Source organism: Xanthomonas sp. NCPPB 1754 (genome assembly GCF_041475725.2).
Taxonomy (GTDB): domain Bacteria; phylum Pseudomonadota; class Gammaproteobacteria; order Xanthomonadales; family Xanthomonadaceae; genus Xanthomonas; species Xanthomonas euvesicatoria.
In genome coordinates this window covers 3031482-3046125 of the sequence record NZ_CM192982.1, presented here as the reverse complement: position 1 = coordinate 3046125, position 14644 = coordinate 3031482, and the positions used below count along the sequence as shown (strand labels likewise).

The following is a 14644-nucleotide window of genomic DNA, read 5'->3' as shown; positions in this document are numbered from 1 at the left end:
GGCTGCGTCCGCAATCGCTTTTTGGCTGCCGATGATCTCGCCGTGAGAGCAATGAATACGTATGCACGTACGCGCCCGTGGTGCGCCACGCAGCTAGGCTAACGCCCTTGGCTGGCGGCCGTGTTGGCTGCCCGCAGTGGCCCGGGAGGGGCGTGCATGTTACAGACACCATGGTGGCGCGGGGCGGTCATCTACCAGATCTATCCGCGTAGTTTTCTGGATTCCAACGGCGATGGGGTGGGCGATCTGCCGGGCATCATTGCCAAGCTCGACTACATCGCCGGGCTGGGCGTGGATGCCATCTGGATCTCGCCGTTCTTCAAGTCGCCGATGGCCGATTTCGGCTATGACATCGCAGACTATCGTGCGGTGGATCCGTTGTTCGGGACGCTGGACGATTTCGACCGTCTGCTCGACAAGGCGCATGCGCTCGGGCTGAAGGTGATGATCGATCAGGTGTTGAGCCACACCTCGATCGAACATGCGTGGTTCCAGGAAAGCCGTCAGGATCGGACCAACGCGAAGGCGGATTGGTATGTATGGGCCGATCCGCGCGAGGACGGGACGCCGCCGAACAACTGGTTGTCGCTATTCGGTGGTGTGGCGTGGCAGTGGGAGCCGCGGCGCGAGCAGTACTACCTGCATAACTTCCTGGTCGACCAGCCCGACCTCAATTTCCATAACGCCGAGGTGCAGCAGGCAACCCTGGACAATGTGCGGTTCTGGTTGGACCGTGGAGTGGATGGCTTCCGCCTGGACGCGATCAACTTCTGCTTCCATGACGCGCAGCTGCGCGATAACCCCGCCAAGCCGGCCGACAAGCGGGTAGGGCGTGGCTTCAGTGCGGACAATCCGTATGCCTATCAATACCACTACTTCAACAACACGCAGCCGGAAAACCTGGCGTTCCTGGAGCGCCTGCGTGCTCTGCTCGATCGCTATCCGAATGCGGTAAGCCTGGGCGAGATTTCCTCGGAAGATTCGTTGGCGACCACGGCCGAGTACACCGCCAAGGGCCGTCTGCACATGGGCTACAGCTTCGAGCTGTTGGTGCAGGATTACAGTGCTGCCTATATCCGTGAAACGGTCAGCCGGCTCGAGGCGACCATGCTGGAAGGCTGGCCGTGCTGGGCGATTTCCAATCACGACGTGGTGCGTGCGGTAACGCGTTGGGGCGGCGAAGATGCGTCGCCTGCGTTCGCCCGCATGGTGGTGGCGCTGCTATGTTCGTTGCGTGGTTCGGTTTGCCTGTACCAGGGCGAGGAGCTTGGGCTGGGCGAGGCGGATGTGGCATTCGAGGATCTGCAGGATCCGTATGGCATCACGTTCTGGCCAACTTTCAAGGGGCGCGATGGATGCCGTACGCCGATGCCGTGGACCGATGCGCCGTCGGCGGGTTTCACCAGCGGCAAGCCGTGGCTGCCGTTGTCCGAGCCGCATCGTCTGGCTGCAGTGAGTGTGCAGCAGGACGATGCCCAGTCTGTGCTGAGCGCCGTGCGGGCATTCCTGAGTTGGCGCAAAAGCATGCCGGCCTTGCGGGAAGGGGCGATCGCGTTCTACGACACCGCAGAGCCGGTGCTGATGTTCCGGCGTGAGCATGCCGGCCAGGTCATGCTGTTGGCGTTCAATTTGTCTGCCGACATCACCGAGCTGGCACTGCCTGCAGGTGCATGGCGCCAGATCGATGTGCCGGGGGTGGAGCACGGGGTGATCGATCATGGTCGCGTGCGCTTGCCGAGGCACGCTGTGGTTTGTGCAATGGGCGGGGAGTGACGCTACCGCTTCAGAAAGCTTGATGGGTGTGTTTGATTGATACCGGCGAGGCGTTCCGTTGGGATGCCTCGCTTTTTTGTGGTGGGTTGTTAGATCCGAGTTGGCGTGCATGCGATGCGCGGTGCCTGGTAGGCGAAGCGAGATGAGTTATGTAGTGGCGCCGCTGTAGGAGATGGTTAGGTATCTCCTCTTGGTCGATCAAATTTGAAGAATCGGCTGCCTGATGAAAATCGATTGCGAAAGCATATTCCCGAGCGATGCCGCGGCTAACATTTCAGAGGATGTCTGGCGCTCGGAAACTGCAGGACGTGAAGTGCGCGCGTGTGGGCCTTGCGCTCGATTCCTTCCAGCCTGTACCAGACGATCGACTCGAAGGGAAAATGCTGTTCAAAGAAAAGCCGCCGGTGTCTAGCCGGCGGCTTTTCCTTGGTGGAGATTTCGAAGTTCTGGAGCGAGACGCCGTGATTGCATTGCGCGTAATAGATCATCGCTCCTGTCGGGAGATCGATTAGGAGGTGAAAGCAGCGCTTTTTGGATGCCGAGGGTGTTCGCGTGGAATCCGTACCCTCATCCCAACCCCTCTCCCGGAGGGAGAGGGGCTAACAGCGCCATTTATCCCTGCAATGGCTCAGAACTTGTAATTTACACCCAGCACAAAGGTGCGGCCCCACTCGATGTATTCCAGCGGGCGGTGCTTGGTTTCTGCGTACGTGCGATACGGCGAGTTGCTGAGGTTGCTTGCCTGCAGCAACAGGGTCAGGCCGGATAGGCTGCTGGCTTCGCTGAAGTTGTAGCTGATCTGCGCGTCGGTGATGTTTTCGCCGACCACGTAGCGCAACGTGCGGTTGCCGTTGAAGTTGCCGATTTCGCCGATGAAGTCCGAGCGGCGACGCTGGCTGACGCGTGCTTCGAAGCCTTTGTGCTCGTAGTACGCGGTCAGGTTGTACACGCGCTTGGACAAGCCCGGCAGGCTGATTTCACCGTCGCCCACGCTGGAGGCGCTTTCCGGGTCGCGGATCTTGACGTCGCTGTCGTTGAAGGTGGCGCTGGCCTGGATGCCAAAGCCTTCCAACGGCGCGAAGATCAGATCCAGCGGCAGCGAGGCGGTGAGTTCGACGCCGCGCAAGGTGCCGCCCTTGCCGTTGAACGGGGCGCTGAAGGTGCCGGTGGTCAGCACCGGTGCAGAGCCCGGCGGCGGCACGTAGCCGGCGACCAGTGCGGAGAAATCGTAGTTGTCGCGGCTCTGGGTGTAGATGTAGCTCTTGAGGTCCTTGTAGAAGAACGCCGCGGCCACGTAAGCACGGTCGGCAAAATACTTCTCGTAGGAGATGTCCAGGGCATTGGCGCGCCATGGATCGAGCATGGGGTTGCCGCCGCTGGCGCCGGGGCGCCCGGTGGAGGTGTCGACACCGAATTCCAGCGATGCCCGCAGTTGATCCACGCGCGGGCGTGCGACCTGCTTGGCCATAGCGAAGCGCAGCGTTTGCTCGTACGGGAACTGAAATGCCAGGTTCAAGCTGGGCAGCCAGTCGCGATAGGTCTTGCCATCGTCGATGGGCCGCACTTCGCTACCGGCCGGCTGCGAGGCGTCCCAGTAGTTGGCCTGCGAGGACTGGTCTGCACTTTGCAGCTGCACGCCAATATTGCCGCGCACGCCTACTTCGCCCCACTCGGTATCGATATTGGCACGCAGCCAGGCGGTGGTGATTTTTTCTTCCACCGTCCAGGCCTTGGACACCAGGAACGAGGCGTCGTCGCTGGGGTTGAACAACATATAGCGCGCCACCGTGGCCGGCACATTCCACGCAGGCAGGGAGCCGAGACCGGCGAAGCCGAGATTGACCGGCGCGTATTGCAGGTCTGCCGCCACCGTGGCCTCGCCCTGTGCGCCCAGGGTGATATTGCCTTCGGGCTGGGTCTTCTGCTTTTCGCGATTGGCGTAGTTGACGCCCACATCCAGGTCCGAGAACCAGCTTAGCGCTTCGGGCATCGGGAAGCTGGCCTGCAGCCGCGCGCCCTTGAGCACGTCTTCCACGCTTGGCACCTTGCCGTATCCGGAGCCATAGATGGTGTTGGTGAGGAACAGCTCGTCCGGATTGGAATAATTCATGCCCGGCGTCAGCTGCGAGAAGCCGTTGCCGACAACCGACACGCCCACGGTATCCAGCTGCGGCATCGGTGCGCGCTGGAGATTGTTTTCCAGGTTCAGTTCGTCGCGTGTGGCCTTGGAGTAGTTCAGGTCGGCGACGATCTTGACGGAGCCGGCCGTGATTTCGTTATTCCAGCCGAAGGTGTCGATCTTGTCTTCGCGCTTGTTGTACATGCCACGCACCAACGGATAGACGCCGCTGGCATCGCCGCCGATGAAGGTATTGCGATCGTTGACGCGCACGTTGCTGATGTTCAGGCCGGGCGTGTAGCCGCCGTTGTAGTTGCTCAGATTGAGCTCGAACTGGTTGGCGGTGTCGATCTGCTCGGCTTCGGTGTGGAAGGCATCGAGCGTGCTGGTCCAGGCATTGGACGGGCGATACTGCAGCGTGGCCATGACGCCGTCGCGCTTCTGGTTGCCGGTGCGGCGCAGCGCCTTGATGCCATCGGAGAAATACACGCCATCGGCGACACCAGGACGCTGCCGCTGCGCGTTGACCTGCTGCCACGGTTCGTACAGGCCTACCTGGTTTTCCTGGATCGGCATGTCGGTATGCGCGTAACCGATGGTCAGGCCGATGGTGCGGTCTGCGAATTGGTCGATATAGCTGACATTGAAACGGTTGCCGTAGGGGTCGACGTTGGCGGCCTTGCCCAAGGAGTTGCGCTGGTAGCGGCCACCGATGGCGATCACGCGCTCGTTGTAGCTCAGCGGGCGGGCGGTCTGCATGTCCACCGTGCCCGACAAGCCTTGACCGACCAGGCCGGCATCCGGTGTCTTGTAGACGGTGACGCCGCTGACCAGTTCTGATGGATATTGGTCGAACTCCACGCTGCGGTTGTCGCCGGTGCTGACCACTTCGCGCCCGTTGAGCAGCGTGGTGGAGAAGTCCGGCGACAGGCCGCGCACGCTGATCACCTGCGCACGGCCGGCAACGCGTTGCGCAGCCAGACCGGGCAGGCGCGCCAGCGATTCGGCGATGCTGACGTCCGGCAGGCGACCGATGTCTTCGGCCGAAATGGCTTCCACGATCGAAGTGGAATCGCGCTTGACCGAGATGGCGCCTTCGATTGCGCGGCGCAGGCCGGTGACCTGGACCTTGTCCAAGTCGGTGACCGCGCCGGCAGTCTGTTCGGACGCACCTTGTTGGGCGTCGCTTGCTTGTGCAGGCGTTGCCGTTTGCGCGGCGGCCCATGTCGGTGCCATGGCAACGGCCAGGGCGATACTCAGCGCGGAGCGCTTGTGCTTCAACATTTTCCCCTCCCAGGTACATGTTGTTTTTTGATTTTTGATCCGGCAGGGCTGCCTGGATGTCATGCGTCGCGTGCCACGATGGACGTCACACGACTGCGACGTATGGTAGACACGGCACCTGGGTGCAAACGTGCACTGCATACGTATTCACTGCGGTGTTGCGCGATGAAATCGATTCCACCCAGGGCCATGCCGGCGACGGCCAGGTGATTGCGCTCAGCAACGACATGCTGCGCGATGCGCAGCGGCGGTATGACCGCTGCGCCGTGCAATCGATCGTGCTGGCTGTGCGCGTTGGCGCCCAAGCGATGTCGTGGTCAGCGTTTGCCACCCATCGGAACAAAGCGAATGGCCTGACCACCGCCCGGTGCCAGACGCAGCTCCAACGTATCGGCACTGCTGACCTGACGTTCTTCGCGCACGAAGGCGAACGGGTTGCTGGCATAGTCCGCGCCGTCGCCATCGCGATAAATCTGCGCGATGTAGCGCACGCCGGGTTCGAGAAAGCCCAGCGGCACCTGCAGCAGGCGGCCGTGTTCGTCGGTGATGCTGCCCAGGAACCAGTCGCGGCTGTGCCGGTCCTTGCGTGCGATGGTGACGTAATCGCCCACTTCGCCATTCAGCGCGCGGGTCTGGTCCCAGTCCACCGCCACATCTTCGATGAAGCGGAACGCATCGCGGTGTTGCAGATAATGCTCGGGCAGATCGGCGGCCATCTGGATCGGGCTGTAGAGCGTCACATACAGCGCCAGCTGCCGCGCCAACGTGCAGGGAATCGCCTGGCCGTTGCGGCCCTTCAGGCTGACGATGCCGGGCGTGTAATCCATCGGCCCGGCGAGCAGCCGGGTAAACACCAGGTTGACTTCGTGCTCGGGTGGATTGGGCGGCTGGCCCCAGGCGTTGTATTCCATGCCGCGCGCGCCTTCGCGCGAGATCCAGTTGGGATAGGTACGGCGCAGCCCGGTGTCCTTGATGGGCTCGTGCGCATTGACCGCAATGTGGCGCTGCGCCGCTTCCTGCACCACGTGCAGGTGGTGACGTGCCATCCATTGCCCGTCGTGCCATTCGCGCAGCGGCGTGCCGCCCGCGGGGTTGCGCCGTTCCACCTGGCCGTCGTCGCAGACATAGCCGGTCTTGACCGAGTCCACGCCGAAGCGCGCATACAAGTCCATCGCTTCGGCGATCTGATCTTCGTAATGGTCCACTGCGCACCCGGTTTCATGATGGCCGATCAGATGTACGCCCTTGGCTGCGGCGTATCTGCTGAGTGCTGGCAGGTCGAAATCCGGCGTGGGCCGGGTGAAATCGAAGCTGCCGCCATTGCCGAACCATTCCCCATCCCAGCCGGGATTCCAGCCTTCGACCAGTACGCCGCGAAAGCCGTGGTCTGCGGCGAAGTCGATATAGCGTTTTGTCGTCGCGGTGGTTGCGCCGTGTTTGGGGCCGGTGGCCCAGGTCTGTTGATTGAGATGCATCGACCACCACACGCCCACGTACTTGGACGGCTTGATCCAGCTCACCTCGCCCAGCACATTGGGTTCGTTGAGGTTGAGGATGAGGTTGGATTCCACCAGGCCGGTGGCCTGATCGGCGATCTGCAGCGTGCGCCATGGCGTATCGAAGGGCAGGCTGCGGCGCACCTTCCAGCCTTCGGCAGCCGGCGACAACTGCGCGCGCAGGCGCTGGTTGTCGGTGCGGCGCAGCCACATGCCGGCGTAGTCGACCAAGGCCGCTTCATGCAGTGCGATGTGCAGCCCGCTGTCGGTACGCAGCGTGAGCGGCGTATGCGCCAGCGCAACCTGGTTCAACGGCGTGTGCCGATACAGATACTCGTAGTGGATCGGCTCGCCTGCGGGAATCCACCAGGCATCGGCCGGTTGCGCGATGGCGAATTCGGTCACTTCCTCGGCGATGATCGCCTCGCGCATGCCTGCTTGCTTGGGGAAGTGATAGCGCAGGCCCAGCCCGTCGTCGTAGACGCGGAAGATCACGTCGAAGATGCGCTGCGCACCGTCGCGCTCGCCCAGGCTCACGCGCAACTCGTTGTAGTGATTGCGCACCAGCCGCGTCTCGCCCCAGGGCTGCTCCCAGGTGTCATCGTGACTTTGGCGCGCCTGGGCAAGCACCGCCATGCCGCGGTCCAGCCGGCCGTCGCGTAGCTCGAACCCCAGCCGCGAGCGTTGCACCACCGCCTCGCCGAGGCGCTGCACGCGGTAATAAGGCGTGCCGCCATCCACCTCCAGGCTGACCTGCAGCACCTTGTTCGGCGACTCCACGCTGACGGTGGTGACTTCGGCATGCAGCTGCGGCGCGGCACCGCCGAACAGCGTGAGGGCCAGCAGCTGGGCGATCCATGCGGCGCCCAGTGTCGAGTGCGCTCGACGTGAAGACAGCGGCATATCCCCTCCCAAGGTGACCGTTGCGCAAGCAGTGACTATGCAGTGCCTTGCAGTGGATGCGCCGTGCTGCGCACTGCTGGAAACCCATGAATACGTATGCAGTGGTGCGGAACAGCAGAGTGCGCGTCTACCATGGCGCCACGGCACCTGGGAGGGTCCGCGCCCGTGGCACGTCCGTGCCGCGCACCACAACGCGTGCAACGAGGGAGGAAGGCCGACGGCGCAAGCTGTCTTGCCGCTTCGATGTTGAAGATGATCTGCATGGCTGCAACGCTGGGCGTTGCGGCAAGCTCGCCGGCACTGGCCGACGAACTGGAATTTCAAGGACGCCGGGCCCAAGCGCAGGCATTGGACGACGGCAGCTTCGTGTTGCGCTGGCCGCAGGGCGAACGCCGCATTGCGGCACAACCGATGCGCACGCACACCGCCAGCCCGCTGTTCGACGCCTTGTTCGCGCTGGCACAGCAGGAAATGGCCGACGACCGCGTCGAGGCGATCCGCGACCCCGCCTTCAACGATGGCAAGCCGGTGCCGTGCGCCTGCTTCGAAACCGGCGAACGCTGGCCCTACGTCTGGACGCGCGATGTCAGCTTTGCGGCCGATCTTGCGTTGGCGCAGCTGGAGCCGGAGCGCACGCGCAATGCACTGCGCTTCAAGCTCTCGGCCGCACGCGATGGGCGCACGCCGGGACTGTTCGTGGCGCAGGACACCGGCTCCGGCGGCAGTTGGCCGATCAGCAGCGACCGAGTGGTGTGGTTCCTTGCCGCCCGCGGCCTGCTGGACGACAAGCCGTTTGCCGAAGAGGTGTCGCAGGCACTACAGGCAACGATCACGCAGGACCGCGATGCCGTGTTTGATGCGCAGATCGGTCTCTACCGCGGCGAAACCTCGTTCTTGGATTGGCGAGAACAGACCTACCCGGACTGGACGCGCGAGGACGTGCGATTCATTGCCGAATCCTTTGCGCTCTCCACCAACGTGCTGCATTACCAGGCGTTGCGGCTGGCCGAACAGTTGGCGCGCCAGCATGGCGATGCACGCGCTGTGCAATATGCGCAGTGGGCCGATGCACTTCGCCAGGCCATCGATAGGCGTTTCTGGGATGCGCGCAGCAGCCAATACGTCAGCTATCTCGGCAGCGCAGCGCATCCGGTACGCTACGCCAAGGTGGATCTGCTCGGCCTCTCGCTGGGCGTACTGGCCGATGTGTTTCCGCCGCAGCGGGCGCGCCTTGCGCTGCGCAATTACCCGATGGTCGCCGGCGGCAGCCCGGTGGTGTGGCCGCAAGAGGCCGCGCAGCCGATCTACCACAACCGCGCTGTCTGGCCGTTCGTCAGTGCCTATGCGCTACGCGCTGCACGCACGCTGGACGATGCGCCACGCATCGCGTTGGAGCTGCAATCGCTGATGCGCAGCAGCGCGCTGGCGGGCTCGAACATGGAAAACTACGAGATGCAGCGCCTTGCGGTGCACGTGGAAGAGGGCGCGCGCAGTGGCCCGGTGGTGAACTCGCCACGCCAGCTGTGGTCGGTGGCGGGCTACCTGTCTGCAGTGCAGGAGGGTGTGTTCGGGCTGTCGGCCGATGGCAAGCTACAACCGAAGTTGCCGCGGTCCTTGCTGCCCCTGTTGTTTGGCGACGCCAAGCAGATCGTGCTGGAACAGGGCGCACGACGGTACGTGCTGCAGCGCCCGGCAAACGATGCCGGCGAGTTGCTGGTGGCAGGACGCAGCGAACGGCAGGGGCAGACCACGCTGGTGCAGTTGGTTGGGCACAGTGCCGACCTGACGCCGCCGCCGCGACCGAAGCAGGTCTTCGCACCGCAGATGCCACCGGCGCCGGTCGCGCAACAGATCGGCAACACGTATCGCATCGATATTCCGGAAGGAACAACGCTGTATCTGGACGGCCGCGCACTCGATGCCAGCGCGCACTGGGATCTCCCCGACGATGGCGTGCTGCATGTGCTCAGCCTGACCCGGCGGCGCGATGGTCTGGAGTCGCTGCATAGCCCGTCGTTGACGCTCGGCCCACTGCAGCAGTTGCCAGGCAGCCAGCGCTGGAGCTGGCGTCCGGCACATGCAGGCGTGCATCGGGTATCGCTGCGTTACCGCAATGACAATGGCCCGATCAATACCGGGATCACGGCAGCGGTGAAACACCTGGTGCTGGAGTGCCCGGGGAAACCCGCACAATCGCAGGTCATCGTGATGCCGCATAGCGTAGGCGAGCAGCTCTCCACACAAGTGACTTTCGATGCGGTGGCGGGGCAGGCCTGCACGTTCCGGCTCGAGAACGGCTTCAATATGAGCGCATTGGCGCACTTTGCCCAATACAACGGCGGTCGCGGCGGCCGTGATGGTGTAGTCAATGCGGCGCAGGTCAGTGCGTTGTTGGTCGGGCCTGCAGCACGCGTGGAGGCCGCGCCATGAACGCCAAGCCACGCTTGAATTTCTGGCAGATCTGGAACATGTGCTTCGGCTTTCTCGGCATCCAGTTCGGCTTCGCACTGCAGAACGCCAATGCCAGCCGTATCTTCCAGACCCTGGGCGCGCAGGTCGACGACGTGCCAGGCCTGTGGATCGCTGCACCGCTCACCGGCCTGATCGTGCAGCCGGTCATCGGTTACCTGTCCGATCGCACCTGGACCCCGTGGGGCCGCCGGCGTCCGTACTTCATGGTGGGCGCTGTCTTCACCACGCTGGCCTTGCTGGTGATGCCCAACGCGCCGATGCTCTGGGTGGCTGCCGGGACGCTGTGGGTGTTGGATGCATCGATCAACATCTCGATGGAGCCTTTCCGTGCGCTGGTGGGTGACCAATTACCGCCGTCGCAACGGCCGACCGGCTACGCGATGCAGAGTTTCTTCATTGGTATCGGCGCGATCGTCGCGAGTTTTCTGCCCTGGCTGCTGACCCATTGGGGCATTGCCAACACCGCCCCGCCAGGCCAGTTGCCCGACAGCGTGCGCTACGCGTTCTACCTTGGCGCGGCGGTATTGTTCCTGTCGATCACCTGGACGGTGCTGCGTACGCGCGAGTACAGCCCAGAGCAGTTGGCCGGTTTTGACGATGCGCATCCGGCTCTCGCACAGGTGGCAAGCACCGGCATGGCGCCGACACCCATGGCAAGCGTGCTGTGGTGCGGTCTGGGCGTGCTGCTCGCCACGGCCATCGCCTGGCAGCAGGGCGACCGCATGCTGTACGTGCTGGCCGGGTTGTGTCTTGCCTACGGCGTGTTGCTTGCCTTGGCTCGCATGTTGCCCGCCACCAGCATGTTGGTGGCGATCGTGCAGGACGTGCGCAGCATGCCGATGACGATGCGTCGCCTGGCCTGGGTGCAGTTCTTCTCGTGGTTTGCCTTGTTTGCGATGTGGATCTACACCACTGCCGCAGTGACGCAAGTGCATTTCGGTGCGAACGACACCGCTTCGGCGGCCTACAACGATGGCGCAAACTGGGTCGGCGTGTTGTTCGGCGCCTATAACGGGTTTGCTGCATTGGCTGCAGTGGTGATTCCGCTGCTGGTGCGTGCGATCGGCTTGCGCTGGAGCCATCTGTGCAACCTGTGGCTGGGTGCCGCCGGATTGTTGTCGATGCTGGTCATCCGCGACCCGCAGTGGTTGCTGCTGTCGATGGTGGGGGTCGGTTTCGCCTGGGCCTCGATCCTGTCGCTGCCGTATGCCTTGCTGTCAGATAGCGTGCCTGCTCCAAAGATGGGCGTGTACATGGGCATCTTCAATTTCTTCATCGTGATTCCGCAGTTGGTCGCCGCCAGCGCGCTGGGCTTTGTGCTGCGCGTGTGGCTGGGCGGGCAGCCGATCTATGCATTGGCCATTGGCGGGCTCAGCCTGTTGATTGCAGGCGTGTGCGTGGTGCGGGTTCCAGTGGCCTCGGGAGGGCAGTGATGCGCAGTGCGATGTATGTGGCGTTGACGATGTACGCAGGCGCGGCAATGGCGGCGCCTGCAGCCAAGGACTACTACGGCACCCTGGAGCCGTTTGCCGCCGAGGCGGTGTACTTCGTGGTGACCGACCGCTTCGTCAACGGCGATACCGGCAACGACCATCGCGATCAGGGTGGTGCGCATCGCACCTTCGATGTGCCCACACCATGCGCCGATGGCAGCGAGGACAACATCGGCTATCTCGGTGGCGACTTCAAAGGCATCGTCGAGCATGCCGATTACATCCGCGACCTGGGCTTCGGGGCGGTGTGGATCACCCCGATCGTCGACAACCCCGACGAAGCGTTCACCGGCGGCAAGCCGATCACCTGCGGCAGCACGCTCAGCGACCATGGCAAGACCGGCTATCACGGCTATTGGGGCGTCAACTTCTACAAGCTCGATGAACATCTGCCCAGCCCGGGCCTGGATTTCGCCGGCTTTACCCGCGCCATGCATGCCAACAAGCTGAAGGTCGTATTGGACATCGTGGGCAACCATGGTTCGCCGGCCTACACCATGCCGCAGGCGCAACCCGGCTTTGGCAAGCTCTACGATGCACAAGGGCGCCTGGTCGCCGACCACCAGAATCTCGCGCCTGCGCAACTGGATCCGCAGCACAACCCATTGCATGCCTTCTACAACACCGGCGGCGGCCTGGCGGAATTGTCCGACCTCAACGAAAACAATCCGGCGGTGCTGGATTATCTGGCCGGCGCGTACCTGCAGTGGATGGAGCAGGGCGCCGATGCGTTTCGCATCGATACCATCGGCTGGATGCCGGATCGCTTCTGGCATGCCTTCGTGGCGCGCATTCGTGAAAAACGTCCGGGTTTTTTCATGTTCGGCGAAGCCTTCGATTACGACGCCAACAAGATCGCCGGGCATACCTGGACGCGCAATGCCGGCGTCAGCGTGCTGGATTTCCCGCTCAAGCAGCAGCTTGCCGCGGTATTCGGTCATGAACAGGCCGGCTTCGAAAAACTCGCCGCGCCCTTGTTCCTGGGTCAAGGGCCCTACGCGAACCCCTACGAGTTGATGAGCTTCTACGACAACCACGACATGGCGCGTCTGGATGCCAGCGATGCCGGATTTATCGATGCGCACAACTGGTTGTTCACCGCCCGCGGCATTCCGGTGATCTATTACGGCTCGGAAATCGGCTTCATGCGTGGGCGTGCCGAACATGCCGGCAATCGCAACTACTTCGGCGTCGAGCGCATTCGCACTGCACCGCAGAGCCCGATCTTCGGCCAGCTGCAACGCATCGCCCAGGTGCGTCGCAACACCCCGGCATTGCAGCGTGGCGTGCAGGTCGATGTGCGGTTACACGGCGATCAAGCCGCGTTCCTGCGCGTCTATCAGCATGCAGGTACAACCCAGACCGCATTGGTGCTGCTCAACAAGGCCGATACCGCAGCCACCATTCAAGTGACGCGCTTCCTGCAGCCTGGCGCGTGGCGCGATGCGGTCAGTGGCGAGCAGTTGCAGGTGCAGCGTGGTTTCGCAACAGCGGTGCCGGCGCACGGCGTGCGCGTGTTGCTGTCGGATGCGCCGATCACCGACCCGGCCCTGCGCAAGCAGCTCGACCTGCAAATGGCCGAGCAGGCTGCACGCGACGCGCGCAACAGGTAGGCGCGCACCTGGGCGCGATCAGGCATTGCCGCTGACGCCCGTCGCGCCCGGTTGCGCTCTTGCGCCGCACGCAGCGGGTCGCGAGATCTCGCGACCCAACCGGCGCGCTGTCCCGAATCCCGAATCAGCGCCTGACCACCCCATCCGCCGCCCGACCCGTCAGCGCATCGCCGGTCTCTGCGCCAGACGGCGCCCATCCCAGTGGCGGCTGCAGCCCGCTGCTGCGCGAGGAATCGCGTAGCGCCAGACGCACCGGAATCGTGCGGCTCTGCGCGGCCTCGCCACGAATCAGGGCCACCAGACTTTCCACCAGCAATGTGCCGGCCTGCTTGGTGTCCTGCTGCACGGTCGACAGCGCGGGCGCGACCGACGCCGCCAACGCGATATCGTCGAAGCCGCTGACCGCCACGTCCTGCGGCACCCGCAGGCCGCGCTCGCGCAGGGCGCGCATGGCACCGATCGCAATCAGATCGCTGGCTGCGCACACTGCATCGAACGCATTGCCGCTGTCCAGCAGTGCCAGGCATGCGGTGTAGCCGGACAACTCGGTGGTGATCGCATCGAACTGCAGTGTCGGGTCGGCTACCAGGCCATGCTGCGCCAGCGCAGCGGCATGGCCGCGGTAGCGCTCTTCGAATTCGGGGTAGTGGTTGGACGCGTGTCCGACGAACGCGATGCGCCGGCAGCCCTGCGCCAGCAGATGGTCGGTAATGTCCAGCCCGCCCTGGTAATTGTCGCTGCCGATCGAAATGCCGGGCTGGCCGGGCAGGGCCGCGCCCCAGCGCACGAAGTGGGTGCCTTGCTCGACCAGCAGCTGCAGCCGCTGGCGCGATTCCTGATAGTCGCCATAGCCCAGCAGGATGATGCCGTCGGCCTTGTTGCTGTCTTCGTAATCGGCCTGCCAATCCTTGGACAACTGCTGGAACGACACCAGCAGGTCGTAGCCCTGCAGCGCGCAGGCACGGGTGATCGAGCCCAGCATCGAGTGGAAGAACGGGTTGATCAGCGAGTCGTCGGCAGTGGGGTCTTCGAAGAACAGCAGTGCCAGCGTGCCGGCATTGCGCAGCCTTAGCGAGGAGGCGTTCTTGTCGACCTTGTAGTTCAGCTCGCGGGCGATGCGCAGGATGCGCTTGCGGGTTTCCTCGTTGACCATCGGGCTGCCGCGCAGTGCGCGCGACACGGTCGGCTGCGACACGCCGGCCAGGTAGGCGATATCCAGCGAGGTGGCTTTACCCTTGATGGTCATGGTCGGCAACGGCAGGACAGGTGGCCGGCATCATGCCATGCGCCCGCCAGCGCCGCGCCGCCGTACGCAGCGGACGGCTGATTGGTTTACCATTCACGCCCAAGACACCCTGCGAGAAGGTGGCCCGCGCCCGGCGCCGGCCCAGCGTGCGACATGAGCACTACCACCGCCCACCGCTGATCCTTGCCTGCGCCAACGCGCAGAGCGCCTGCATGGCGCTGTCTTGCCTCTCGTCCCGCATTTCC

General features: G+C 63.7%; 7 protein-coding genes and 1 pseudogene. 5 read left to right on the top strand and 3 right to left on the bottom strand.

Annotation, left to right across the window (positions count from 1 at the left end):
• The first annotated feature begins 156 nt into the window (after window positions 1-156).
• Window positions 157-1773, top strand: coding sequence for an alpha-amylase family glycosyl hydrolase (locus ACCQ15_RS13345; RefSeq protein ID WP_008576074.1), 1617 nt, complete (start codon window positions 157-159; stop codon window positions 1771-1773).
• Between the two features lie 628 nt (window positions 1774-2401).
• Here the strand turns inward: ACCQ15_RS13345 and ACCQ15_RS13340 are convergent.
• On the bottom strand, window positions 2402-5176 hold the full coding sequence (locus ACCQ15_RS13340; protein WP_372380660.1) for a TonB-dependent receptor: 2775 nt from the start codon (window positions 5174-5176) through the stop codon (window positions 2402-2404).
• Between ACCQ15_RS13340 and ACCQ15_RS13335 the strand changes: the two are divergent.
• Window positions 5165-5490 (top strand): annotated as a pseudogene (locus ACCQ15_RS13335) (hypothetical protein); the annotation flags it as partial. The gene ACCQ15_RS13340 and the pseudogene ACCQ15_RS13335 sit on opposite strands and share 12 nt — an antisense overlap.
• A gap of 3 nt (window positions 5491-5493) precedes the next feature.
• Here the strand turns inward: ACCQ15_RS13335 and ACCQ15_RS13330 are convergent.
• Complete coding sequence (locus ACCQ15_RS13330) at window positions 5494-7575, bottom strand: glycoside hydrolase family 97 protein (RefSeq protein ID WP_372380659.1); 2082 nt, start codon at window positions 7573-7575, stop codon at window positions 5494-5496.
• Between the two features lie 243 nt (window positions 7576-7818).
• Here ACCQ15_RS13330 and ACCQ15_RS13325 point away from each other — a divergent pair, with 243 nt between their 5' ends.
• From ACCQ15_RS13325 to ACCQ15_RS13315, 3 genes are read left to right on the top strand one after another with little or no spacing between them, the layout of a single operon-like run.
• Window positions 7819-10005: a glucosidase family protein gene (locus ACCQ15_RS13325; protein ID WP_122272618.1), complete on the top strand. Its 2187-nt coding sequence runs from the start codon at window positions 7819-7821 to the stop codon at window positions 10003-10005.
• Window positions 10002-11480, top strand: a complete 1479-nt coding sequence (locus ACCQ15_RS13320; protein ID WP_218496280.1) for an MFS transporter — start codon at window positions 10002-10004, stop codon at window positions 11478-11480. Before ACCQ15_RS13325 ends, ACCQ15_RS13320 begins: the two co-directional genes overlap by 4 nt.
• Before the next feature lie 47 nt (window positions 11481-11527).
• Window positions 11528-13153, top strand: coding sequence for an alpha-amylase family glycosyl hydrolase (locus tag ACCQ15_RS13315; protein ID WP_372169137.1), 1626 nt, complete (start codon window positions 11528-11530; stop codon window positions 13151-13153).
• A 124-nt stretch (window positions 13154-13277) separates the two neighbouring features.
• On the opposite strand, the gene ACCQ15_RS13310 is transcribed toward ACCQ15_RS13315, so the two are convergent.
• Complete coding sequence (locus ACCQ15_RS13310; protein WP_162998414.1) at window positions 13278-14399, bottom strand: LacI family DNA-binding transcriptional regulator; 1122 nt, start codon at window positions 14397-14399, stop codon at window positions 13278-13280.
• Between the last annotated feature and the right edge of the window lie 245 nt (window positions 14400-14644).